Genomic DNA, 23,551 nt, shown 5'->3' with positions numbered 1-23,551 from the left:
GGTCACGAGTCAGTACCCGAATTTCTTGACGACCATAGAGCGTTGGAACCACCTGATCCCATCCCGAACTCAGCAGTGAAACGATGCATCGCCGATGGTAGTGTGGGGTTTCCCCATGTGAGAGTAGGTCATCGTCAAGATTAAATTCCGAAACCCCAATTGCGAAAGCAGTTGGGGTTTTGTTTTGCCCGCGGGAAAAGTTTTTTGCTCGCGACAGCGAACAAATTTGCACAGTTATTTTCGAATCAGAACACTAGAATAGCCCCACCTTATTCGGAGCCAGAGCCTTTATGTCAGAGTCGGTTGACGCCCCCGGGCTGTCAGATTTACCGCTGGAAGACTTGGTGGCCTGTCACGAGTGCGACCTGCTGATGCGTAAGCCAACGCTTGCCCATGGCGAGAAAGCGCTCTGCCCACGCTGCGGTTACGAGTTGTATGCCCACCGCCATAACGTGGTGCAGCGCAGCCTCGCCCTGGTGATTGCAGCATTATTGCTGTACATCCCGGCAAACTTTTTACCGATCATGCAACTCAATATCCTCGGACAATCTTCGCAGGATACGGTCTGGAGCGGCGTGCTCGGCCTGTTCAACACCGACATGCAGGGTGTTTCCATTGTCGTATTCCTGTGCAGCATGGCCATACCGCTGCTCAAGTTGCTGTGCCAGTTATTCGTATTGCTGACGATCCGTTTCGATATCGGTCGCAGTTACGGCTTGTTGCTCTATCGCATTTACCACCACCTCAAAGACTGGGGAATGCTCGAGGTCTACCTCATGGGCGTACTGGTGGCGATCGTCAAACTGGCTGATATGGCAGCGATCACCGTTGGTCTTGGCCTGGTATGTTTCATTGGTTTGTTGTTGGTACAGGTATGGCTGGAGGTGGTGATGTCACCGCATCAGATCTGGCAGGCGTTATCAGGAGAGGACGCTCATGCGGGCGATTGATGCGGGCATTCTGGTGTGTACCGAATGCCACGAATTGAACAAGCAAGAAGCCGACACCGACGAGCAAACCTGCACCCGTTGCGGTGCACTGGTTCATGCCCGGCGTCCAAACAGCCTCACCCGCACCTGGGCACTGCTGATCACGGCAGCGATCATCTATATTCCGGCCAACGTCTTACCAATCATGACTGTCAGTTCTTTGGGTCAGGGTGATCCGAGCACTATCATGTCCGGCGTGATCCAGTTGGTGCAGCACGGCATGATTCCGATTGCTGCGGTGGTGTTTATCGCCAGTATTCTGGTGCCGACCTTCAAACTGGTGGGCATCGCGCTGCTGCTGTTTTCGGTGCAACGACGTCAGCCGTTGTCCGCCCGTCAGCGCATCTGGATGTACCGTTTTATCGAGTTTATTGGCCGCTGGTCGATGCTCGATATTTTTGTGATCGCCATTCTCGTGGCGGTCGTCAACTTCGGCCGGCTTGCCAGTGTCGAAGCCAATCTTGGCGCCATCGCCTTCGCCAGTGTGGTGATTCTGACGATGCTCGCCGCAGTAACTTTCGATCCCCGACTGATTTGGGATAACACGGAGTCGGACGACGACCATGACTGATTTGCCCGTAGCGAAAACCCGACCGGCCTCGAACTGGTCTGCCATTTGGGTACTGCCTCTGATCGCGCTGATCATCGGCGGCTGGCTCGGCTGGCGTGCCTACTCCGAAACCGGTATCGAGATCCAGATCCGCTTCGAGAGTGGCGAAGGCATCCAGGCCAACAAGACCGAGGTCATGTACAAAGGCATGTCGGTCGGGAAGGTCAAGGCGCTCAAACTCGACGACGAAGGCAACTCCAAAGGCGTGATCGCCACCGTCGAGATGAACAAAGACGTCGAGCAATACCTCAAGACCAGCACGCGTTTCTGGCTGGTCAAGCCGAGCGTGACCCTGGCCGGCATCACCGGTCTGGAAACCCTGGTCTCCGGTAACTACGTGGCCATCAGCCCTGGCGAAGGCGAACCTGTGCGCAAGTTCAAGGCGCTGGCCGAAGAGCCGCCGCTGTCGGACGCCAAACCCGGCCTGCATCTGACCATCAAGGCCGATCGTCTCGGTTCGCTGAACCGTGGCAGTCCGGTGTTCTACAAACAGATCAAGGTTGGCCAGATCAAAAGCTATGTGCTTTCGGAAGATCAAAGCACCGTTGAGCTCAAAGTCTTCATTGAGCCGACCTACGCCAAACTGGTGCGCAAACACACGCGTTTCTGGAACGCCAGCGGCATCAGCATCGACGCCAACCTGTCCGGGGTGAAAGTGCGCAGCGAATCGCTGGCCAGCATCGTCGCCGGTGGTATCGCCTTCGCCACGCCGGAGAACCGCAAGGACAGCCCGCCGACCGATCCGAGCCTGCCGTTCCGTCTCTACGAAGACTTCGATGCCGCGGCTGCCGGGATTCGCGTGAAGGTCAAACTCAGCGACTTCGAAGGCCTGCAGGCTGGCCGCACGCCAGTCATGTACAAAGGCATTCAGGTCGGCAACCTGAAAGCATTGAAGATCGACCCGGATCTGAACAGCGCCACGGCCGAGCTGACTCTTGATCCGTTAGCCGAAGACTATCTGGTCGATGGCACCCAGTTCTGGGTGGTCAAACCGTCGATTTCTCTGGCCGGTATCACCGGGCTGGAAGCGCTGGTGAAAGGTAACTACATCGCTGTGCGCCCGGGTGACAAGGGCGCTGCGCCGAAACGCGAGTTCGAGGCACGCCCGAAAGCGCCGCCGCTGGATCTGCGTTCGCCGGGGCTGCACCTGGTGTTGTTCACCGATGTCCTTGGCTCCATCGATGTTGGCAGTCCGATTCTTTACAAGCAGGTCAAGGTCGGTTCGGTACAGAGCTATCAGTTCTCCAAGACCCGCAAGCAACTAGTCATCGGTGTTCACATCGAGAAGGAATACGAAAACCTGGTCAATGCGTCGACGCGCTTCTGGAATGTCAGCGGCATCACGCTGACCGGCGGACTGACCGGCGGCATTCAAGTGAAGAGCGAATCGCTGCAGACCCTGATGGCCGGTGGCATCGCTTTTGAAACACCGCAGGCCAAGGCGCCGTTGCAGAAGCGTATTCCACGTTTCCGCCTGTTCGCCAACCATGATGAGGCGAATCAGAAAGGGGCGGTGGTGACGATCAAAGTCGATCGCGCTGATGGTCTGCGCAGTGGCACCCCGGTGCGCTTCAAGGGACTGGATGTCGGCAAGATTGAAAGCGTCGATCTGACCGATGATCTGCAATCGGTGATCCTCACGGCGCGGATTACCGAAGTGCCGGAGAAGATCGCCCGGGTCGGCAGCCAATTCTGGGTGGTCAAACCTGAGCTGGGCCTGATCAAGACAGAAAATCTGGAAACCCTGGTGACCGGAAAATACGTGGAAGTGCAACCGGCGGCGAAGAATCTGGGGCCGCAGAAGAACTTCGTGGCCCTGGCCAATGCGCCAGAAGTGACCAAGCAAGAGGCGGGTCTGAGTCTGGTCTTGAGCGCGGCCCGTCGTGGTTCGCTGAAACCGGGTGTGCCAGTGACTTACCGTGAAATTACCGTGGGCAAAGTCACCGGTTATGAACTGGGCCAGACCGCTGATCGAGTGTTGGTGCACATTCTGATCGAGCCGAAATACGCACCGTTGGTGCGCAGCGGTAGCCGTTTCTGGAACACCAGTGGTGTCGGGTTTGATATCGGTTTGTTCAATGGGCTGACAGTGCGCACCGAGTCGCTGGAGACGGCGATTCAGGGTGGCATCGCCTTCGCCACGCCGGACGGTGAGCGCATGGGCAACCCGGCGCGCCCTGAGCAGACGTTCCCGTTGTTCGACAAGTTTGAGGATGAGTGGCTGACGTGGGCGCCGAAGATTTCCCTCGGTAAGTGATTCTATGGTGTCTGAAGTGGCGCCATCGCGAGCAGGCTCACTCCTACAGGGGAACGCATTCCAACTGTAGGAGTGAGCCTGCTCGCGATAGGGCCCGCAAAATCAGCACAAACCCCAAACCATAAAAAAGGGCCGCGATCCCAGCAGATCGCGGCCCTTTTTTTGCCTTCAGTTAATGCCGATCAAACCGCATCCAGCTCCGGTTCATCCGCTTCAACATTCAGCGTTGCCTTGACCACATCATGGCGACGGATGTACTTCCAGTCCGCCTCATCGATGTAGATGCCCGCCGGGCCGCTGCCGCCTTCCAGGTCGATCGCGACACTGGCGCAGACCTGCGGCTTCACACTCGCCAGAATCGGCACGAAACCCAGTTGCAGACTGGTTTCCAGCAGCGCAGCCTGGTTCTTCTCGTCGATATCCGCTGCTTCATCAAGGTAGTACGGCAGACGTACGCGACCGGCCTGATCGCGGTCCATCAAGTGCAGCAACAAGTACATGTTGGTCAGCGCTTTGATGGTCATGGTCGTGCCGTTGGACGCCGCGCCATCGATGTCGGTGTGGATCACTGGCTGGCCGTTGACCTTGGTGATCTCGAAGGCCAGTTCGAACAAGTCCTTGAGGCCGAGCTGGTTGTGGTTTGCCGCCACCAGCCGTGCCAGGTATTCCTTGGCCTCTTCGTTCTTGTTGTCCTGCTCGGCGCTTTGGCTCAGATCGAACACCGACAGGGTTTCGCCTTCTTCGTACTGACCGGCGCTGTGGATGATCTGGTCGATGTGCTTGAGCGCTTCCTTGTTCGGCGCAAGGACGATGCGGAAGCTCTGCAGGTTGGACACCTGACGCTTGTTGATCTCGCGGTTGAACAGCGCCAGTTGATGCTCGAGGCTGTCGTAGTCGCTGCGAATGTTGCGCAGGGTCCGGGCGATGTCGGTGACCGCCGCGCGACGGGCCTTGCCCAGGGTCAGCGCCTCATCGGTACGGTGCGCGTAAGCGTTGATCAGCAGCGACAGACGGCGCTCCATGTCGTCTTCGCTGTCGAACTTGGCCACGCCTTTCAGACGCACTTGCGCGTACAGCGCTTCGATCTGACCATCGGCGCGAAGCAAGCCTTGCCAGCTGTCCTGATAGTCGTTGAGCAGCGGCAACAGGTTGTCCATCGAATCATCGACCGGATCCATGAACGGCGTACCGAACGGCAGATCCGCCGGTAGCAGCTGACGACGGCGCAGCGCATCGTCGAGGGTGCGTTGCTTGGCTTCCATGTCAGCGATCTGGCGGCCGACCAGTTGCAGCTTGGCCGACAGTTGCTGGACGCGCTCGGTGAAGGCATCGCTGGAACGCTTGAGTTCGTCCTGGGCGCCTTCCATCTGCGCCAGTTGCTCGAGCTTGTCGCCTTCCTCGGCACTCAGAGTCTGGGTGCGGCGGAAATCTTCCAGCGCCTTCTGCGCGTCCAGCACTTGCTGGTACAGCGCTTCGGTCTGGGTTTTGCTCGCGGCGCGGTCGGCGGCTACAGCCTGTTGAGTCTTGAGTTGCTTGAGCTCTTTTTCCAGACGCTCTTTCTGATCGCGCAGCGCGGCACGGTCAGCCAAGGCTTGTAGCGCCGGCGGCTCGATGTGCGAGATGTCGATCGACAGACCAGGCACTTCAAAACGCTCGCCCTTGAAGCCGTCGAGAATCAGCTCAACCGATTTGACCCACTCGCCATCGTCGTCGAGGGTAATGCCGTGTTCGCCCAGCGGCAGACTGAACAGCGCGCTGTTGAACAGGCGCATCAAACGCTCGACGTCCTGCTGCGAGAACTCTTCGCGCAGGCGGGCGTAGCTGTTGTTGTCGGCGTGATCGAGTTGTTGCTTCACCGACTTCAGGCGTTTTTCCAGATCGCGCACGCGCTCTTCCAGATCTTCAGCACTGAACTGGCGCGATTGCGCCAGAGCACCGGCCAATTCGTCATGCGCGTCTTTGGCCGCGAGCAATTGTTGCTCGAGCACTTTGACGTCATCTACCAGGGCGAAGCGGTTCTTCAGCACCGACAGCTCGCCGAGCCAGCGCTGGATGCCGGAAATCTCCCGCTCCAGACGCATCAACTCCTGAGTGCCGCCGCGCTGATCGTTTTGCAGGCTGTCCTGCTCGCCACGGTAGTGGTCAGCCTGAATGGTCAGTTCTTCTTTGCGCGCACTGGCGTAGTCCGACCAGGTGCCGAGCAACGAATCGAGCAGCGGCGACAGGCGATGCAGTTTGCCGCGTAGCACGTCGCGCTGTTTCACGCCGTTGGCCAAGGCTTCAACCAACGGGCCGGCCGCGACCAGCGAGTTGTAGTCCTGTTCCATCCGGCGCACGTCGCGGAAGGCTTCTTCGCACGCGGCGATGTAATCGACGCTGCCGGAACGCAGGCTGTGTTCGAAGGCGTCGAGGAACAACTGCTTCAACTTGGCCGCAGTGATTTCGCGCATGTGCAGCAGGTTGATGAACAGCGCGCGGAAGGTCTTCAGGCTCTGCTCGCTGGTGGAGCGCAGCGGGATCAGCGTCAGGTCGAGCGGGATCGACGTGTGACCGCCAACCAGCAAACGACGCAGTTCGTCCGGCTTGAGTTCGTAGGCTTTCAGGCCTTCTTTCTCAAGGTTGCTGAACAGCTCTTTCTGGCGCAGGCAGGTGTCGTTCTTCTGGTAATGCGCCAGATCGAGTTTGCCGGCATAGGCAAAGAACTGGTGACCGAAACCACCGCCCGGGCCACGACCGACCACGCCGATCACGTGCGGGCCGTGCGGCAGGTTCACTTCGACAAGGATGTAGCTGGTGTCGGAAGCGAAGTAGAAGCGCCGCGATTGTTCGAGGCTGTACTTGCCGAAACTCATGTCCGACATGCGCGCCAGAATCGGGAATTGCAGGGCGTTGATCGACGCCGATTTACCGAGGTTGTTCGCGCCGTAAACCGACAGCGGTTCTTCCAGCGGGAACAGGCCGAGGCTGTAACCGGCGGTGTTCAAAAGGGCAAAGCGGCGGATGCCGTAGCGTTCCTGGCTCATGCGTCGGACTCCTGTTCTTCGGCAATGGCGCGGGCCAGTGCGTCTTCTTCGCTTTCCTCTTCAAACTCTGAAAGATCGAGCGGATCGTCGGTTTCGAGGAATTTGGCTTCCGCCGCTTCGTCGATCAGCACCGGTGCCGGCAGCGGCAATACGCTGTGCACGCTGGCCGCCAGATCGCGGTCCTGCTGTACCGACAGGCACACGTCGAGGAAACGGTGCATTGGCGGCAGGAAGCGATAAACGCCGTTTTCTTCGCTGGCAAAACCGAGTTGAGTCATGCGGCGCATGATCTTTTCTTCGAGCTCTTCAACGGTCTGCACCTCGGCCTGAATGAACAGGTCGCGGTACTTCTCCAGCAGCGATGGCAGTTCTTCACGGCCGAGGCTGCCGCCATCGAGCACGGCGATCGGGTCGCGGCCCTGATCGGCCAGGTGCTCAACGAGGATAAAGGTGAACAGCGCCAGACGCTGCGCAGTCTTGTTTACCGCCGCAGCGGCCATGTCCGGCACAAAGTAGTAGAAACCTCGGGTATCGCAGACCAGTTCAAAGCCCAGCGCCTTGAACAGCGTGCGGTACTGATCCTGGAAGTTCGACAGTTGCGCGTACAGCTCCGGATCGCGGCGGCTGACGTGGTAACCCTTGAACAGCTCGCGGAAGATCGGCGCGAGTTGCGACAGTTCGGAAAGATCAAGATGCATTGGGGATGCTCGCAGAATTCTCGGCGGCGCTGTCGCTGGCCGAGAGCAGGGCGAAGGAGCGCAGGCTGACCTGGTGCTCGTGAGTGTGGTATTCGCGGCGTTCCAGACGCTCGCGCTTGAAGCGTTTTTCCCGCGACAGGCGCGAGAACCAGTAGAGCAATTCGTCAGTGGCGCCGTCCGGCTCCTGCTCGAGCAGCCAGGTCATCAGATCCGGCATCGGCAAGGCTTCTTCGCAGCGGTCGACCATCTCGCGCACGGTGCGGGGCGCGCGTGGGGCTTCGCCTTTCTGAGTCTTGTGCGCCTTGGGGAAGCGCGCCGGTTTCGGCTCGAAACGCGCCAACGCATAGACGTAGGCTTCGACCTGACTGGCGCTGCCGAGGAAGGTGCTTTGCGGGCGGGTGAACAGCGGCATCGCGGCTTGCGGCACGGCGTCGATGCCTTTACGGCGAATCGCTGCCAGGGCTAACGCGGCACCACGGGTCACCGCGTTGTGCCGGCGCGCTTCTTCACGCAGCGGCAGCAGCAGTTCGCGGGCGTGACGCAACGTCAGTTGGGCGCTGGTCTGCATCTCGAGGATGCGTGCGTGGGTGCGCAGCAGCATGTCGTCATCGACCAGATGGCCGAGGCGCTGCTGTTCGCTGAGCATTTTCAGCAACACGGTTTCGACTTTGCGCACGCCTTGTTCGAAGGCGCCATCGGCGTTCACCAGGTCGATCATCGGCTCGACGTATTCGTCCCACGTTGCCAACACTTCGGCATAACGCTGACGCAATGGAATCTGCCGGTCGCTGGTCTTCGCGCGTTCGGCGACGGCGACCAGCGCCTGTTCGTCGTTGTCGAGCTTCTTCAGTACGTCGCGCACACGCATGTCGAGCAGGCGCAACTGGCGGGCGAGGTCGTGGCCATCGCGGACTTCGAATGCGTCCTGGATGTAACCGGCCAGACGTTCGAGGTGACGCAAATAGGCTTCGATTTCCAGGCACAAGCCCAGTCGGTGCTCGCGACGCAGATAAGCGAGGAAATCGTGGATCTGTGCGTTCAGCTCGAAACGGTTCGGGCTTTTCGCCACCGGAATCAGGATATCGAGGCGAATCCACACGTCGAGCAGGCTGGTGATGTCCTGCGGCGTGCTGTCCAGTTGTTGGGCGGCCAGTTGCGAGCGCAGTTCGTTGAGGCTCAATGTGCCTTGGTCGAAGTGCTCACACAGTGGCTCAAGCAGTGCCCAGTGTTCAGCGAGGGCGCGCAAGACGCGCTTGGGTTCGATCATCGGAATGCCCGGCTGGTTGGCAATGAAAAGCGGCGATTGTACTGCATCACGAAGGATGCGATTCACTCTCGGGACGGGCTGTCGCATTCTTTGTATAAAGAGCGTGGGTAAAGCGCCTCGTGAAAGAGTATCGATCTACAACGGGCGATCTTGAACGAAGGGCGGTAGAATCAGCGCACTTCAGTTATCCACAAGTGGCCGACCCTTGCTAATCGAGTCCCGCCGCCGCGCCTATTTGAACGCCATGCAGGTGGTCAACTGGCTGCCGCGCACCGAATTGCCCTTCGCCGCACCGTCGCGGCCCGAGCTGCTGGACATGCCCGAGCCGGAGGTAGAAGCGCCGGTTGTGTCCGCGCCGCAAGCCGATGCGCCGGAGCAAACGGCTGCCGCTCGTCCGGTCGAACGGCCGAAAATCGAAGTACCGCGGCCGTCGTTGGCGAGTACCCGCACCGGTGCCAAACCGGTAGAAGAGGCCGACGACACGCCAGTCGTCGCCAAACCTGCACCGGTGCCACCACCGCGTTTCGCCCTGCAATTACTGCGCGCCGGGCGATGCCTGCTGCTGGTCGAGTTACCCACAGGCGAACCGTTCCAGAGCCGTGATCCCGCCTATCTGCTGCTGAAAGACATGCTGCGCGCCGCCGGTCTGCCGGATGCGCCGCAAATCGTCGGTGAGCCGGTGCGCTGGCCGTGGCTCAATCGCGGCACCATGGATCAAGGCCCGGAGGCGGCGCGTGATTTCGTTCAGGGTTTCCTTTCCGTGCAAATGGAAGCCGCACCCTGCGCCTGTCTGTGGCTGATCGGCCTTCCGGCGGTGCGTTTTGCCGGTGAAGCGGATGCCGAAGCGTTCAATCGTGAGTTGCAGATCGAAGGTCTGGGCTCGGCCTGGGCCATTCCCGGTCTGGAATTGTTAATGGAAGAGCCACAGCGCAAGGCCGCTGTGTGGCAAGCCATGCGTCGGCTGATGGCGCGCTGGAAAGAATCGAATGAGTGACGCTGTATCGTTCCGCCCGATGACCGAGGCGGATCTGGAAACCGTGCTGAAAATCGAGTACGCCGCGTACAGCCACCCGTGGACCCGGGGGATTTTTCTCGACGGCCTGGGTAAATACCAGATATGGCTGATGTTCGAAGGTGAGCAACAGGTTGGCCACGGGGTGGTGCAGATCATTCTGGATGAGGCGCATCTGCTCAACATTACCGTCAAACCGGAAAATCAGGGGCGCGGGCTGGGGCTGACGTTGCTCGAGCATCTGATGTCGCGGGCCTATGCGGCTTCGGCGCGGGAATGTTTTCTGGAGGTGCGTGACAGCAATACGGGCGCGTTCAAGTTGTATGAACGTTATGGCTTCAATGAGATTGGCCGGCGTCGGGATTATTATCCGGCGGTGGGTGGGCGTGAAGATGCTGTGGTCATGGCCTGCACCCTGGTTGACTGATCCTGCTTAAAAGCTTCGTCGGAACGCCGCCCGGAGCAAGCTCGCTCCCACAGTGGATTTGATTCGCACACAAATTCTGTGATCAAACCAAAAACCTGTGGGAGCGAGCTTGCTCGCGAAGACGTCCTCTCAGGCACTGATGATCAACGGTTGCCATCCAGCGGATCGCGCCGCGCCAGTTCCGCCTCATCCAGCCCGTTGCCTCCGCCAATGTCATCTTCATCGACGATGCTCAAGTCCCAATCGGCCTGATTGCCTTCCCCGGCCTCTTCGGCGTCCCGCGCGCCATCTTCATGGATCAGCGTTTCCGGGCTCAGGTCATCGTCAGTCGGCTCATGATCACTGACCGAAGCCCCGGTCATGCCCGCCTCTCGTACACGCTCACGGGGCATCAACTGTTCACGTTCACGCTCGGGGATTTCATCACCGATTTTCGCGCTAGGCTCGTCTTCATCGAAATCCAGTTCATGCACCGAACCCATGCGGTCTTCGTTATCATCGATGGGCTCCGGTTGCACCGCATCGTAAGGGCGTCGTGAATCAGTCATGGCAAATCCTCATACTGTGGGCCTTACTAAGGTGGACTCACCGGACACACGAGAATTCCCATGAAATCACTTGCGATTCTGGCGTGACCCCGACGGGCGGTCGTCTGTCAAAGCAGCGCATCTTTCTTGAGGCCTTACAGCATGCACGACTTACAAGACCTGATTGATAACAACGAGCGTTGGGCTGACGCGATCACCAAGGAAGACCCGGATTTCTTCGCCAAGCTGGCGCGCCAGCAAACGCCGGAATATCTGTGGATCGGCTGTTCCGACGCACGTGTGCCGGCTAACGAGATCGTCGGCATGCTGCCGGGTGATCTGTTTGTGCACCGCAACGTCGCCAACGTGGTGCTGCACACCGACCTCAATTGCCTGTCGGTGATCCAGTACGCGGTCGACGTGCTCAAGGTTAAACACATTCTCGTCACCGGCCACTACGGCTGCGGCGGTGTGCGCGCGTCGATGCAGGACCGTCAGTTCGGTCTGATCGACGGCTGGCTGCGTTCGATCCGCGATCTGTACTACGAAAAACGTGAAGAACTGGCCAAGTTGCCGACTGAAGAAGAGCAGGTTGATCGCATGTGCGAACTCAACGTGATCCAGCAAGTGGCCAACGTCGCCCACACCAGCATCATCCAGAACGCCTGGCATCGCGGGCAGAGCCTGTCGATCCACGGTTGCATCTACGGCATCAAGGACGGTCGCTGGAAAAGCCTGAACACCACCATCAGTGGTTTCGAGCAATTGCCGCCGCAATACCGTTTGCGTCCGGTTGGCGCGTTGTAAACGGCCTTTCAGCGCAAACCCGAGTGCCGCCAGCGCTGTAAAAAGTGCTGGCCCTCGATGCTGGGCGGTTCGTCGTAACCGGTGATCCACCCTCGACAGCGTTTGGCTCCGCAGCCGCAGGCAAACTGATGCAGCAGTTTGTCTTCGGTGGCGGCGTAGTCCATGGTCAGCCGCTCCCCCCTGTGGATATCTTTCAACGCCCACAACCACAGCTCGCTCATGTCGAGAAACACGTTGGGGTCGCAGGCGTGTTCGATCAAACCGCAAAAGCGCGGATCGTAAATGTGGATGCCCGTCAGCATCTGTCGGGTCTGTCGGCAGCGATAGGGCAGAAGTTGCCCTGACACCCGGCACATCCGATGGCTTTGCAGAAACTCACGCCGCGCCGCGACCCCCATAGGGCTGGCGTGCGCATCGTGGATGATTTCGAAATCGGTACTGGCGGGAAATCCCAGTCGCACGGGAAGACCGGCGAAGGGATAAATGCCCTCTGTGTCGCGTGGCGACGATTGCGCCATGGCGTGGATATTCATAACAGTCCTTGTCGCAAGGTTTCGCGACTTCCTGGGTTGACGTCCTGTCAGTGCTGCAACACTTCTGTTTGGATCCAATCTTGTCGTATTAGGTATAGCTGGTCTACTGTCAGATCTGACAGGCGAGTTAGACGCTTTCCCGCGTCAGCATTGGCTGACACGGGAGCGCTTCAAGCGATTACAGGTGCGGGGCGGGAACGGCGGTGGCAGGCAGCGGTGCCTGCAACTGCTTCAGTTGTGCCTTGATCGGAGTGGTCGCGCACTTGGCGACAGCCTGTTCCGGGGTCAGGTTGCGGATCGAGGTGTAGAACAACTCGCAGGTTTTGACCTTCTGCGTCACCTGCCACGTCTGTGTGCAACTGTTGAGCGTGGCCTGTGCATCGCTGCCTGGTTTGCTGCCCATGCCCGCCTGCCAGCAGGCCGCGCTCAAATCCTGACCCATGACTTTCAGGCCCGCAGCATCAGCCTTGGCCTGTGCGTCGTCGCCGGTGTAGCTTTTCGGGTCAGCGGCGTACCAGATATAACTCGGGTGGTTGGAACCCAGCACCGGCACTTTCACGCCTTCGCTCGGGCTGATCGTCGCCAGGCCCAAGACATTCACGGTTGGCCCGTATTGCTGCTTGATCCAGTTACGCACCGGCGCGCCGAACGCGACCATCGGCAGCGTCGTGCCGCTGGCGGTCTGGCTGAACTGTTTGACCAGGGTGGTCTGGTAGTCCTTGAAGTAGTCATACACGCCTTCCAGATCACTGCCAGCATTGGACGGCGCAGCGATCGGGGCGATATCGATGATGGTTTGATAGGCCGGCGTCTGCTCGGCAGGAATGCCATTGTCAGTCAGCAGCGTCGCCCAACGATCGGTGGTGTTCGAACGCAAATAATCCTGCGCTTGGGTCAGCGAGTAATCCGGCGGGAAGTGCAGCAACTCGACACTTTTACGGTTTTCCAAAGCCATGCCCAGCGGCAGGAACAGGTACCAGCTGTAGGCCCATTTACCGTCGGCGTTGAGTTTGCTGGCGCCGGTGTAGGCCAGATCTCCCGCGTCAAGCAGCGCCGACAGCGGTTTGTCGTAATCCTTTGGCACGCCGGTGATTTCGGCGTAGAGCTGGCCGTTATCGGTTTTTACCAACACCTTGGCATCGGCATAACCATCGCGTTGCACGCTCTGGCTCAGGTAATGGGCGACGGTCTGTTCCAGCGTCCAGTTGCGGAAGCAGATTACGCTGCAATTGTTGGGGTAAGCGAACAGGCGGGTAACGCGTTCGGTGCTGCCCAGTTTCAGATCGACATCGGCGTGGGCGGCCGCGCTCAGCGTCAGCGCGGCAAGTGTGAGTCCTGCGAGTTTGAACATGCTCAGATCCTTTTCAGCGTGGGTTCCCCGCGTGTCGGGGGCGCCTCATAGTGGATCAGCCGCGTTTGACAGAGAAGCTGTCATCCGCAGATTTTTGCACAAACTCGCTGGGCTGGGTTTCAGGCCGGAAAATGCAGGGCGTTGGTCAAATCGCCCATGGGTTGCTGGCCCCGGGCAACCATCGCCTCGTCACGTTGTTTGAGACCGTCGAGCGTTTCCAACTGGAAGACACGGGTGATCAACCGCAGGATCGATGCCGTGTCGTAGACCGTATGATCCACCGTGCCCCTGCGTGCAAACGGCGACACTACCAGCGCCGGCACTCGCGAGCCCGGCCCCCAGCGGTCGCCCTTGGGCGGCGCGACGTGATCCCACCAGCCGCCGTTCTCGTCGACCGTGACGATCACCACCATGTTTTGCCACTGTGGACTTTCACGCAGCACCTTCAGCGCACGCACGATGTGCCGATCCCCGGACGCCACGTCGGCATAACCGGCGTGCATGTTCAGGTTGCCTTGCGGTTTGTAGAAGCTCACTGCCGGCAACTTGCCCGCTTCGGCATCGGCGAAGAATTTGTTGCTGCTCGACTCATCGCCCAGGCCAGCATCGCGCAGGCGTTTATTGCGCTCGTCGGGGTTCTCCGGGCCTTGTTGCTTGAAGTAGTTGAACGGCTGATGGTGATACTGGAAGTTGGGGATTTTCGGAATGCCGCCGGAATCCTTGTATTGCTCCAGCGTCGCCTGCCACGCGCCGGCATACCACGCCCAGTCAATGTGCTTTTTCGACAGCTTGTCGCCGATGTGTTCGTGGGTCTGCGGCACCATCACGTTGGGCAGATCCGCTTTTGAATACGCCGGGCGTTCAGGGTCGCGAATCCACGTCGGCCAGTAGGGTGGGGCGAGGGTGTTGACGCCGAAGCCATCCGGGGTCAGTGCACTTGGGCCGAACTGCGGCGGGCCGGTCATGGCGCTGGCCGGCGATTGCTCCAGCGGCTTGAGGCGCGGGTCGCTCGGATCATCGCTTTGCAGCGCGGCGATCTGCGACTTGGCCACCGAATTGGCCGCGTCTGGATAGAACGGCGCGGTGGCGCTGATCAGGTATTGGTGGTTGAGAAACGAGCCTCCGAAGGCGCCCTGGAAGAAGTTGTCGCACAGCACGAATTCCTGCGCGACATCCCACAGGCGCAGGGAATAGCGGCTCTGGGCGTAGTGGCCCATGGTCAAGCCGCCGGAGTCGGCCCAGGCGACGAAGCCATCGTTCTTGCCGCCATTGATCTGCATTTGGTTTTGATAGAACACGTGCCACAAGTCGCGGGTCACCAGGCCGAACGGCAAGTCCTCGCCGTTCGGGCCTTTGAGGGCGAACGGTGCGTTGGGCAGGTTTTCCTGAAACTGCGTGGCGTTGGGGTAAGTCACGCCATCAAGGGTTTGCGGGCCGATCTGCAGCACACCGCCCCAGACCGGAGGCAGGGTTTGCAGCAGCGAGCCGTCGCGATCACGTTGTTGATAGTCGCCGGGTTTGAGCGCGGCCAGCGGCTTTTCGACACCGGGGAAATCACCGAACAGGTTATTGAAACTGCGGTTCTCGGCGTAGATCACCACTACGGTTTTCACTTGGTCGCGCAGGGCTTTGTCCAGCTCGGCGGGCGTCAGCGGGCGTTCGGTCGGTTTGCCCGGTTGATCGCTGGCGCTGCCACACCCGGCCAGCGTGGCACCGACACCGAGCACCGCGACGCCGCCGAGAAAGCGGCGGCGACTGGTGTCGGTGGGGTGATTGGATTCAGGTGCGTCAGTGCCGTCTGTTTCATCTTTCATCGGTCAGCCCGCTTGCTTAATTGTTTCAGTATGTTTCGGGCGGACGCTAGCAAGGCAATATGACGGTTGGGTGACAGAGCGTTTTGTCGTTGCGCTCCTAGCCGGGCATGAGCTGGGTGAGCGAATAGCCGAGCCTGCTCGCCGCTGTTACGGTGGTCATGACCACCAGAAACAGCAATTGCAGCGGACTGAAGTGCGCCCAATGCAATGCGGTCAGCCAAGGGTGGCGGCTGCTCAGTTCCGGATCGAGCGAGCCGATACGGCGTTTGTGCACCAGCCCGATCAGGAGCGTGCCGACATAAGTGAGCGCGCCCAGCGGCCCAAGCATCAGCGAAAACAACAGCAGCATCACCACCTGCGGAACCCCGTGGCGTATCACCAGCCAGCGCGTGTCAGGGTTCCATTTGCGCGGAATCAGTCCCTCGGTGAGCCACAGATCCGGCACGATCACGTGGGCCGTGAGCACCACCCACCAACTCAATGCAAAGCGAAAAAACCATACCGGTACGCAGGCAAAGATCATCGGAATGAAGATGAGATTGGCGGCATCCCTTTTCTCAATACCCAGATAGAACAGGCACAGCGCCAAGGCAATTGCCGCCCATACCCGTACCCAGGTCTCGGCGGCGATGGGCCGTGGAAAGAACCGTCGCCAGTAAAAAACATCGGCATAGGGCAAACGTGCGAGCAGTTCGGGGAAGCGCCAAGCAAGCTTTTCCGACAAGTCATGGCAGGCCTGCCATTCATTCTGGCCAAAGCCATCAATGATCTTCTTCTGCTGCAGGGGCTTGAGCGGATTGATCAACAGATGCGCGGCCTGAACGTCGGCCGCCCACGTGCGGTCACTTTCCGCCTTGCCCCGCAGATTGTCATAGAAGCTTTCCTGATCGCAGCGTTCGATCAGTCTGTCCCAGAGCCAGTCCGGTTGCGGGTGCAGGCCTTTGTTGTGATCCCAGCCGAACAGTTGGCCGATGCGGTCGAACAGCGGCACGCTCCACTCGCTGTCATTGAGCAAGTGCAGCAGGGTTTGCTGCCATTGTTCGCGGCGATCGAAAACCTGCAGCCACGGTTGGGCGCTGTAGCGTTTGAGCACGTTGAGGAATTCGCGCTCGCTCTGGCTTTCCAGCAGCGCTTGCAGGGTGTTTCGGTAATCGGCCATCAGGCTCTCGGCGAGCCCGTCACGCTGACGATCATTCATCAGCACGTCTTGCCACGGCCCCAACCATCCCAGTTGCTCGACGGCCCAGTGCAGCACTGGGCTGCGCAGATGTGGCTGGTCAAAACACCGTTGCAGCAACAGCCTTTCGAACGCCTTGGCGCAGCCTTGCTGTTGCGCCTGATCCCAACGCTCGCCGAGATTTTCTGGCGATAGCCCTTCAAGCAGTTGCCGCGCGGCCTGCGCTTCAAGCACATACGCTTCTGTGTCCGGGGCCGCCGTCAGAGGCTCGACAGGCAAAGCATCATCCTTCGCCGGCGGCGCAAAAGGCTCCGGGGCTGCCGGGTTGACGGGCGGAAAGTCGAGATCGGCAAAATCCCACGCGGTGTTTTGCGGGTGGCTGCGGTTGTTTGCCAGCGCAGCATCGAGAGCCAGTGCGGCAAAGGCGCTGGAAGCCGTGGCCACGGCGACGTCGTCTTCGTCCGCAGGCTCAGCGTTTTCAAGGCGCCACCGGGCAATTGCCAACGCTTGTTCGTAGGCTTCGCGCAAACGCTGGAAACCCTCGGCATCCTCATCGGGGCGGAAGGTTTTCAGCAAGCGCGCATAGCTGCGCTTGATGTCGCGCGCTTCAGCGTCATCGTGCAGGTGCAGCACCGACCAGCAATCCATGGTCAGGCTCCTTATTGCCACGGGGTGCGGTCAAGTTCGCTCAGGCGTCGGCTCAAGTCGGTGCGCACTTCGCGGATCTGGCGCTCGTCCTGAGAGTCGAGGGCTATCTGGAATTGCTTGGCCCAATCGCCCATCAGATCACGCATATCGCCCAGGCTTTCCTGATAGAGGCGCTCCAGACGTGCAGTCAACAGCGTGTTGACCTGCTGCTCGCGCGGATGAATTTTCAGCTGTGCCAGGTTCTGCAGGCGTTGCTGGATTTCCTCCGGCGAGAGCACGCCGGGGTTGTTCTCGATCACCAGCGAATGCTGTTGCCCAGTCAGGGGGATTTTCACCTGGGCTTCAAGCAGGCCGTTGTTGTCGTAGGTGAAACGCACATCGAGAGCGACTTCGCCGGCCTTGCGTTTCGGCACCTTGATGTCCAGTTCGCCGAGTGCCACGTTGTCTTTGACCAGGCGGCTTTCGCCCTGAAAGATCCGTACGATCACCTGTTCCTGATTGTCGTGCAGGGTGTACACGGTTTTCACCCGACTGACCGGCACGATGCTGTTGCGCTCGATGATCGGCAGGTAGTGGCCGCTCTCATAGTTGCGGCCGACCTGTGTGGAGGTTTCGATGCCCAGGGTGTAGGAGCAGACATCGGTCAGCACCACTTCTTCCAGCGCTGCAGCGCGAGCCTTGAGTGCCGCCTGAATGGCCGCGCCCTGTGCCACGACCTGATCCGGGTCGAGGGTGATCGACGGGAAGCGGCCGAACAGCCCGGCAGCGAGTTTGCGCACCAGCGGCATGCGCGTGGTGCCGCCGACCAACAGGATTTCGTCCAGATCGCTGACGCGGATGCGCGCATCGCGCAGCGCCCGCTCAATCGGCGCACGTAGGCGTTCGAGCAGCGGCATGTACAGCGTTGCCAACTGTTGTTGGGTGATGGTGTGCGTCCACTGCCGCTCACCGAGTTGCAAGCGGAATTCGGCGCTGTCGTCCTGGCCCAGCGCCTTGCGCACGCGCTCGGCCTCGCGACGCAGCGGCTGGATGACGCTGCTGCGCTCAGGGAAGTCGGCGGCCGAACGGTGCTGGCTGATGAAGTGCTCCAGCAGCACCGTGTCGAAGTCTTCGCCACCGAGGAAGTTGTCACCGGCGCTGGCGCGGACTTCCATGACCCCTTCGAACAGCTCCAGAATCGACACGTCGAACGTGCCGCCACCGAGGTCGAAAACCAGGAACGAAGTTTCCTTGTCGCGTTGGTGCAGTCCATAGGCGAGGGCGGCAGCGGTCGGTTCGTTGATCAGCTTCTCGACCTTCAGCCCGGCCAGTTCGCCGGCGATCCGCGTAGCCTTTCGCTGGGCATCACTGAAGTAAGCCGGGACGCTGATCACAGCTTCGGTGACGGTTTCGCCATAGGCGCGTTCAACGTCTTCTTTCAGACTCTTGAGCACCAGCGCGGACAGCTCTTCGGGGCGAAACGCCTTGTCGGCCAGATACGTTTGCGTGGCGCTGCCCATGTGGCGCTTGAACAGCGACGCGGTCAGGCGCGGATGCGTGTGCAGACGCTCGCGCGCCGCCTGACCGACCAGAATTCGGCCCTGATCATCCAGGCCGACAACGCTCGGTGTCAGGAACTGACCCAGGGCATTGGGCACCAACTCGGTGGTATCGCCACGCCAGACGGCGACCAGGCTGTTGGTGGTTCCCAGGTCAATCCCTACGATCATTGCAACGAACTCCCTTTGCGCTTGAAAAAAAATGAAACATTTATGGGCGCGCAGAATATTACCGAGGGAGCGATGCGGTAAAGTAGGATGATGGCTCTGAGCCATTATTTGCGACAGGCAGCCCGACACAGAGCTGTTTCAGGAGAAAAGTGTGGGGCGCGGCCATCATGACTGCGCCCCGCTTGGGTTAAGGCATCACTGGCGGCGTATACGCCAGCGTCGTCCCCAACGCCCACAGCAACAGCAGCACCAGCGGCGTGTGCACCAGCAATTGCACAAAGGAGAATCCGATCAGGTCCCGCGCTTTCAGCCCGAGTACGCCGAGCAGCGGTAGCATGTAGAACGGGTTGATCAGGTTCGGCAGCGCTTCGGCTGCGTTGTAGATCTGCACTGCCCAGCCGAGGTGGTATTGCAGATCATTGGCGACCTGCATCACGTACGGCGCCTCGATAATCCACTTGCCGCCACCGGATGGAATGAAGAAACCGAGAATCGCCGAGTACACGCCCATCAACAGTGCATAAGTGTCGTGGGAGGCGATGCTGACGAAGAACGTTGAGATGTGGTGCGCCAGGGTTTGCGCGTCCGTGCCTTTGACCGTGGTCATCAGCGCGGCGATCGAGCCGTACAGCGGGAACTGGATCAACACGCCGGTGGTGGTCGGCACGGCGCGGGCGACGGCATCGAGGAAACTGCGCGGCCGCCAGTGCAGCAAGGCGCCGAGCATGATGAACAGGAAGTTATAGGTGTTCAGCCCGGAAATCGCGGTGATCGCCGGTTTGGTTGAAAACTCATGGAACAGCCATCCCGCTGCCAACAGCACCAGCACGATGATCAGCAGCGGACTGTGTTCCAGCCATTCACCCGGACGCGTACGCGGTTGCAGCGGTGGCAGGTTGAAGGCCGGGTCGATGCCGCAGGCCTTGGCGTCGCGCGCCGAGTTCGGCCCGGGGGCGGTGGCGTAGGCGATGATGATCGAGATCACGATCAGCGCCAGCAACATCACGCCGGACTGCCAGAGGAAAATCGTTTCGGTGAACGGAATCACCCCGGTGATCGACAGGATCGACGGCGGCAGGCTGGCGGGGTTGGCCTGCAACTGTGCAGCCGACGACGACAAGCCCAACGCCCACACCGCGCCAAGGCCCAGATAAGCCGCAGCACCGGCGGCGCGGTAATCCATTTTCAGATCAGTGCGGCGGGCGAGGGCGCGCACCAGCAAACCGCCGAACACCAGCGACAGGCCCCAATTGAGCAGGGACGCGACCATCGAGATCAGCGCCACCCAGGCCACGGCGGAACGGCCGTTTTTCGGGATCCGCGCCAGGCGATCAATCAGTTTCACGGCGGGCGGCGAGCTGGCGACTACATAGCCGCCGATTACCACGAAGGCCATTTGCATGGTGAACGGGATCAGGCTCCAGAAGCCGTCACCGAACGCCATCGCCGCATCGGTGGGTTTCGCGCCCATGGCCAGGGTGGCCAGGGCGACGATGATCACGGCCAGCGCGGCGAATACCCAGGAATCGGGAAACCAGCGTTCGGCAAAGCTTGAACAGCGCAGGGCAAAGCGTGCGGAGCGGCTATCTTCGATATCAACGGCCACAGGAAGTACCTCGGATTTTTTATGGTTATTTTTGATCCGGCAGGCGAAACGCAGATCTCCTGTAGGAGTGAGCCTGCTCGCGATGGCATCGGCACGTTCAACATGGAGGTGACAGACACACCGCTATCGCGAGCAGGCTCACTCCTACAAGGTTCCCGGCTCGGCTCGAGGTCGGTGGGTTTCACCTGGCAGGACAGGCTTCAACAGTAAATCAAGCGAAGACGATTTGTGAGCAGCTTTTGCAAAACCGGGACTATGGTCTAACGGGTTGTCCATCCGGCCATTTGCGTAGACCATGGGCGCCTTGGTTTTTTGCCTGCCAGAGTTCTTTGCCATGACCGCCCAATCCACGGCCAAACCCTTGCCGTTCAGCCGCTCCGACTACAAGACCCTCGGCCTTGCGGCCCTTGGCGGGGCGCTGGAGATTTACGATTTCATCATTTTCGTATTCTTCGCCCTGACCCTCAGTCAGTTGTTTTTCCCGCCGGAAATGCCTGAGTGGCTGCGTCTGCTGCAAAGCTTCGGGATCTTTGTCACCGGCTACCTGGCGCGGCCGCTGGGCGGGATCCTGATGGCGCATTTCGCCGACAGACTCGGGCGCAAGAAAGTCTTCAGCCTGAGCATCCTGATGATGGCGCTGCCGTGCCTGCTGATCGGGATCATGCCGACCTATGCCCAGATCGGTTATTTCGCGCCGCTGCTGTTGCTGGCGCTGCGCATCCTGCAGGGCGCGGCGGTCGGCGGGGAAGTGCCGAGTGCCTGGGTGTTTGTCGCCGAGCACGCACCGGCCGGCCATCGTGGTTACGCGTTGGGCTTTTTGCAGGCCGGGCTGACCTTCGGTTATCTGATCGGCGCGTTGACTGCGACGTTCCTCGCGCAAGTCTTCACCCCGGCGGAAATCCTCGATTACGCCTGGCGCTATCCGTTCCTGCTCGGTGGTGTGTTCGGCGTGATCGGCGTTTACCTGCGCCGCTGGTTGAGCGAAACCCCGGTGTTCATGGCCATGGAAGCGCAGCGTGAGGCGCGGGTCGAGCTGCCGCTGCGCACGGTGTTGCGCGAGCATCGACTGGCCATGCTGCCGGCGATGTTGCTGACTTGCGTGCTGACTTCGGCGGTGGTGGTGTTCGTCGTCATCACCCCGACCATGATGCAGAAAACCTTCGGCATGACCGCCAGCCACACCTTCGCCCTCAGCGCGTTGGGCATCGTCTTCCTCAATATCGGCTGTGTGATTGCCGGTCTGTTGGTTGATCGCCTCGGTGCGTGGCGCACGGTCATGCTCTACAGTCTGCTGCTGCCATTGGGTATCGGTGTGCTTTATGGCTGCCTGATCAGCGGTGGCGAGTGGATTGGCATTGCGTATGCCATTGCTGGTCTGGCGTGCGGTGTCGTCGGCGCCGTGCCATCGGTGATGGTCGGCTTGTTCCCCGCGCGTATCCGCGTGTCCGGCATTTCCTTCACCTACAACATTGCCTACGCGGCGTGGGCGAGCACCACACCGCTGTTGCTGATCGGTCTGATGCCGTGGAGTCCGTGGATCTGTGTGATGTTCTGCGCGGTGATGGGCGTTGTGGGGCTATTGACGGCAGCGTATTTTGGCTCGCGAATGCCGCGCACAGGACAATGTCAGGTGGCCGGAGCTGCCTGACAGCGTGCGCTCGAACTATTTTTGACCGACGGGTCGCAAACGCTCTTCAGAAAAGCTTTTCAAGGCCGATGGCTAGGCTGTATCCCGCTTTCTATCCTGCCCATCGGTACTTTCCCATGTTCAACAAACGCCTGAAGCAAGAGCTGGCCACTCTTCGTGAAGAACTCTCCAGCCTTGTGCAGGTGAAGGAAAGCCTGGAAAGCGAGATGCTGGTGCTGTGCCTGGAACCTGACGGGCGCATTCAATCGGTCAACCAGAACTTCCTTACCGAGATGCTCTACAAGAGCCAGGACCTGATCGGTCGAGCGATTGAAGATATCGTCCCGGCCCACGTAAAGACCGACGAATTCCATCACCGCTTCAAAAACGCCATGACCCGCGGCGAGCATTTCGCCGGTGCCGTGCGCCTGTTGCGCGGCAATGGTGAGGAGGCGTGGCTGCGTTCGATCGTGCAACCGGTGCGTTCTTCGGACGGGCGGATCAAGCACATTTCGCTTTACGCCAGCGACCTGACCCGCACCATCGAAGCCTCGCGTGAACACGAAAATCTGATCGGTGCGCTGGTGCGTTCGACGGCGGTAATCGAGTTCGACCTTAACGGTAATGTGCTCAATGCCAACGATCGCTTTCTCAGCGGCATGGGTTACAGCCTGGCGCAGATCAAGGGCAAACATCACCGCATGTTTTGCACGCCGGAGGAATACAACAGCACCGAGTACCAGAATTTCTGGCGACGTCTGAACAACGGCGAATTCGTCGCTGAACGCTTCAAGCGTGTCGACAGCCATGGTCGTACGGTCTGGCTGGAGGCGTCCTATAACCCGGTGGTCGATGCCAACGACAAACTCTACAAAGTGGTGAAGTTCGCCACGGTGATCACCGATCAGGTCAACCGCGAACAAGCAGTAGCCGACGCGGCGAGCATTGCCTACAGCACCTCGCAGCAAACCGACAGCACCGCGCAACGTGGCACCACTGTGGTCACCGAGGCGGTGAATGTAATGCGTGATCTGTCGCGGCACATGCAGGCTGCCGGTGAGGGTATCGAAGCGCTGAACGAGCAGTCGCAGGTGATCGGTACCATCGTCAAAACCATCAGCGGCATTGCCGAACAGACCAACCTGCTGGCGCTCAACGCTGCCATTGAGGCGGCGCGCGCCGGTGAGCAGGGCCGTGGTTTTGCGGTGGTGGCTGACGAAGTGCGGCAACTGGCGTCGCGCACCAGTCAGGCGACCGAAGAGATTGTCACCGTGGTGCGGCAGAACCAGGAAATGGCGCGCAATGCGGTGGCGCTGATGACCGACGGCAAGCTCCAGGCTGAACAGGGCCTGGCGCTGGCGGCAGAGGCGGGCACGGTGATTGTCGAGATTCAGGACGGTGCGCAGAAAGTCGTGAATGCTGTCGGCCAGTTTGCCAACCAACTCTCCCACTGACCTGCACTGGTCCCA

18 protein-coding genes, 1 rRNA gene and 1 pseudogene are annotated in these 23,551 nt (G+C 60.0%); 10 read left to right on the top strand and 10 right to left on the bottom strand.

Features of this window, described 5'->3' with window-relative positions; genetic code table 11:
* Positions 1-24 precede the first annotated feature (24 nt).
* From rrf to BMY54_RS27970, 4 genes are all read left to right on the top strand, one after another.
* Positions 25-140: ribosomal RNA gene (gene rrf / locus BMY54_RS27985) — 5S ribosomal RNA — on the top strand.
* A 150-nt stretch (positions 141-290) separates the two neighbouring features.
* On the top strand, positions 291-950 hold the full coding sequence (locus BMY54_RS27980) for a paraquat-inducible protein A (protein ID WP_093441556.1): 660 nt from the start codon (positions 291-293) through the stop codon (positions 948-950).
* A complete protein-coding gene (locus BMY54_RS27975) occupies positions 937-1,560 on the top strand; it encodes a paraquat-inducible protein A (protein ID WP_093441551.1) in 624 nt (207 codons plus the stop codon). The genes BMY54_RS27980 and BMY54_RS27975 overlap by 14 nt, the downstream gene beginning before the upstream one ends.
* The gene (locus BMY54_RS27970) at positions 1,553-3,856 is read left to right on the top strand and encodes a PqiB family protein (protein WP_093441546.1); all 2,304 of its coding nucleotides are present in this window, start codon (positions 1,553-1,555) and stop codon (positions 3,854-3,856) included. The genes BMY54_RS27975 and BMY54_RS27970 overlap by 8 nt, the downstream gene beginning before the upstream one ends.
* A gap of 182 nt (positions 3,857-4,038) precedes the next feature.
* On the opposite strand, the gene mksF is transcribed toward BMY54_RS27970, so the two are convergent.
* Genes mksF through mksB form a run of 3 tightly spaced genes read right to left on the bottom strand, consistent with a single transcriptional unit; the run spans position 4,039 to position 8,844 of the window.
* Positions 4,039-6,879 carry an Mks condensin complex protein MksF gene (gene mksF / locus BMY54_RS27965; RefSeq protein ID WP_093441541.1) on the bottom strand — a complete coding sequence of 947 codons (2,841 nt, stop codon included), beginning with the start codon at positions 6,877-6,879 and terminating at the stop codon, positions 4,039-4,041.
* Positions 6,876-7,577, bottom strand: a complete 702-nt coding sequence (mksE, locus tag BMY54_RS27960; protein ID WP_007912968.1) for an Mks condensin complex protein MksE — start codon at positions 7,575-7,577, stop codon at positions 6,876-6,878. The genes mksF and mksE overlap by 4 nt, the downstream gene beginning before the upstream one ends.
* Positions 7,567-8,844, bottom strand: coding sequence for an Mks condensin complex protein MksB (gene mksB / locus BMY54_RS27955; RefSeq protein ID WP_007912967.1), 1,278 nt, complete (start codon positions 8,842-8,844; stop codon positions 7,567-7,569). Before mksB ends, mksE begins: the two co-directional genes overlap by 11 nt.
* A gap of 244 nt (positions 8,845-9,088) precedes the next feature.
* Here mksB and BMY54_RS27950 point away from each other — a divergent pair, with 244 nt between their 5' ends.
* Positions 9,089-9,838 carry an energy transducer TonB gene (locus BMY54_RS27950; protein WP_093441537.1) on the top strand — a complete coding sequence of 250 codons (750 nt, stop codon included), beginning with the start codon at positions 9,089-9,091 and terminating at the stop codon, positions 9,836-9,838.
* Positions 9,831-10,283, top strand: a complete 453-nt coding sequence (gene rimI, locus BMY54_RS27945; protein ID WP_007912963.1) for a ribosomal protein S18-alanine N-acetyltransferase — start codon at positions 9,831-9,833, stop codon at positions 10,281-10,283. The genes BMY54_RS27950 and rimI overlap by 8 nt, the downstream gene beginning before the upstream one ends.
* A 143-nt stretch (positions 10,284-10,426) precedes the next feature.
* Here rimI and BMY54_RS27940 read toward each other — a convergent pair whose 3' ends face one another.
* Positions 10,427-10,831: a hypothetical protein gene (locus BMY54_RS27940; protein WP_016983591.1), complete on the bottom strand. Its 405-nt coding sequence runs from the start codon at positions 10,829-10,831 to the stop codon at positions 10,427-10,429.
* 141 nt (positions 10,832-10,972) lie between these two features.
* On the opposite strand from BMY54_RS27940, the gene can reads away from it, so the two are divergent.
* Complete coding sequence (gene can, locus BMY54_RS27935) at positions 10,973-11,617, top strand: carbonate dehydratase (RefSeq protein ID WP_007912954.1); 645 nt, start codon at positions 10,973-10,975, stop codon at positions 11,615-11,617.
* An 8-nt stretch (positions 11,618-11,625) separates the two neighbouring features.
* Here can and BMY54_RS27930 read toward each other — a convergent pair whose 3' ends face one another.
* The 6 genes from BMY54_RS27930 to BMY54_RS27905 form a co-directional block, all read right to left on the bottom strand.
* Positions 11,626-12,150: an SET domain-containing protein-lysine N-methyltransferase gene (locus tag BMY54_RS27930; protein WP_093441532.1), complete on the bottom strand. Its 525-nt coding sequence runs from the start codon at positions 12,148-12,150 to the stop codon at positions 11,626-11,628.
* Between the two features lie 178 nt (positions 12,151-12,328).
* Positions 12,329-13,501: a hypothetical protein gene (locus BMY54_RS27925; protein WP_093441527.1), complete on the bottom strand. Its 1,173-nt coding sequence runs from the start codon at positions 13,499-13,501 to the stop codon at positions 12,329-12,331.
* A 119-nt stretch (positions 13,502-13,620) separates the two neighbouring features.
* Entirely contained in the window at positions 13,621-15,315 is a 1,695-nt protein-coding gene (gene acpA, locus BMY54_RS27920) for an acid phosphatase (protein WP_093441523.1), read from the bottom strand.
* 97 nt (positions 15,316-15,412) lie between these two features.
* A complete protein-coding gene (locus BMY54_RS27915; RefSeq protein ID WP_093441518.1) occupies positions 15,413-17,140 on the bottom strand; it encodes a J domain-containing protein in 1,728 nt (575 codons plus the stop codon).
* Positions 17,141-17,151: 11 nt separating this feature from the next.
* Positions 17,152-18,849 (bottom strand): molecular chaperone HscC, encoded by a 1,698-nt coding sequence (locus BMY54_RS27910; protein WP_093441513.1) that lies wholly within the window; start codon positions 18,847-18,849, stop codon positions 17,152-17,154.
* A gap of 187 nt (positions 18,850-19,036) precedes the next feature.
* A complete protein-coding gene (locus tag BMY54_RS27905; protein ID WP_007912940.1) occupies positions 19,037-20,455 on the bottom strand; it encodes a short-chain fatty acid transporter in 1,419 nt (472 codons plus the stop codon).
* Between the two features lie 334 nt (positions 20,456-20,789).
* Here BMY54_RS27905 and BMY54_RS27900 point away from each other — a divergent pair, with 334 nt between their 5' ends.
* The 3 genes and pseudogenes from BMY54_RS27900 to BMY54_RS31430 all read left to right on the top strand — a co-directional run bounded on the left by BMY54_RS27900 (position 20,790) and on the right by BMY54_RS31430 (position 23,536).
* A complete protein-coding gene (locus tag BMY54_RS27900; RefSeq protein ID WP_093441570.1) occupies positions 20,790-22,103 on the top strand; it encodes an MFS transporter in 1,314 nt (437 codons plus the stop codon).
* Positions 22,079-22,996, top strand: a pseudogene (locus BMY54_RS31435) (PAS domain-containing protein); the annotation flags it as partial. The gene BMY54_RS27900 and the pseudogene BMY54_RS31435, both read left to right, overlap by 25 nt.
* Positions 22,976-23,536, top strand: a complete 561-nt coding sequence (locus BMY54_RS31430) for a methyl-accepting chemotaxis protein (RefSeq protein ID WP_371748318.1) — start codon at positions 22,976-22,978, stop codon at positions 23,534-23,536. The pseudogene BMY54_RS31435 and the gene BMY54_RS31430, both read left to right, overlap by 21 nt.
* Positions 23,537-23,551 lie beyond the last annotated feature (15 nt).

Source organism: Pseudomonas sp. ok266, assembly GCF_900110195.1.
GTDB lineage: Bacteria > Pseudomonadota > Gammaproteobacteria > Pseudomonadales > Pseudomonadaceae > Aquipseudomonas > Aquipseudomonas neuropathica.
The sequence above is the reverse complement of the archived record's forward strand: the minus strand, read 5'-3'. Positions and strand labels throughout refer to the sequence as shown.

Excerpts from the sequence above, each read along its gene's own strand:
- BMY54_RS27980 (WP_093441556.1), top strand. The coding sequence starts at position 291 with ATGTCAGAGTCGGTTGACGCCCCCGGGCTGTCAGATTTACCGCTGGAA.
- BMY54_RS27975 (WP_093441551.1), top strand. The coding sequence starts at position 937 with ATGCGGGCGATTGATGCGGGCATTCTGGTGTGTACCGAATGCCACGAA.
- BMY54_RS27970 (WP_093441546.1), top strand. The coding sequence starts at position 1,553 with ATGACTGATTTGCCCGTAGCGAAAACCCGACCGGCCTCGAACTGGTCT.
- mksF (WP_093441541.1), bottom strand. The coding sequence starts at position 6,879 with ATGAGCCAGGAACGCTACGGCATCCGCCGCTTTGCCCTTTTGAACACC.
- mksE (WP_007912968.1), bottom strand. The coding sequence starts at position 7,577 with ATGCATCTTGATCTTTCCGAACTGTCGCAACTCGCGCCGATCTTCCGC.
- mksB (WP_007912967.1), bottom strand. The coding sequence starts at position 8,844 with ATGATCGAACCCAAGCGCGTCTTGCGCGCCCTCGCTGAACACTGGGCA.
- BMY54_RS27950 (WP_093441537.1), top strand. The coding sequence starts at position 9,089 with ATGCAGGTGGTCAACTGGCTGCCGCGCACCGAATTGCCCTTCGCCGCA.
- rimI (WP_007912963.1), top strand. The coding sequence starts at position 9,831 with ATGAGTGACGCTGTATCGTTCCGCCCGATGACCGAGGCGGATCTGGAA.
- BMY54_RS27940 (WP_016983591.1), bottom strand. The coding sequence starts at position 10,831 with ATGACTGATTCACGACGCCCTTACGATGCGGTGCAACCGGAGCCCATC.
- can (WP_007912954.1), top strand. The coding sequence starts at position 10,973 with ATGCACGACTTACAAGACCTGATTGATAACAACGAGCGTTGGGCTGAC.
- BMY54_RS27930 (WP_093441532.1), bottom strand. The coding sequence starts at position 12,150 with ATGAATATCCACGCCATGGCGCAATCGTCGCCACGCGACACAGAGGGC.
- BMY54_RS27925 (WP_093441527.1), bottom strand. The coding sequence starts at position 13,501 with ATGTTCAAACTCGCAGGACTCACACTTGCCGCGCTGACGCTGAGCGCG.
- acpA (WP_093441523.1), bottom strand. The coding sequence starts at position 15,315 with ATGAAAGATGAAACAGACGGCACTGACGCACCTGAATCCAATCACCCC.
- BMY54_RS27915 (WP_093441518.1), bottom strand. The coding sequence starts at position 17,140 with ATGGATTGCTGGTCGGTGCTGCACCTGCACGATGACGCTGAAGCGCGC.
- BMY54_RS27910 (WP_093441513.1), bottom strand. The coding sequence starts at position 18,849 with ATGATCGTAGGGATTGACCTGGGAACCACCAACAGCCTGGTCGCCGTC.
- BMY54_RS27900 (WP_093441570.1), top strand. The coding sequence starts at position 20,790 with ATGACCGCCCAATCCACGGCCAAACCCTTGCCGTTCAGCCGCTCCGAC.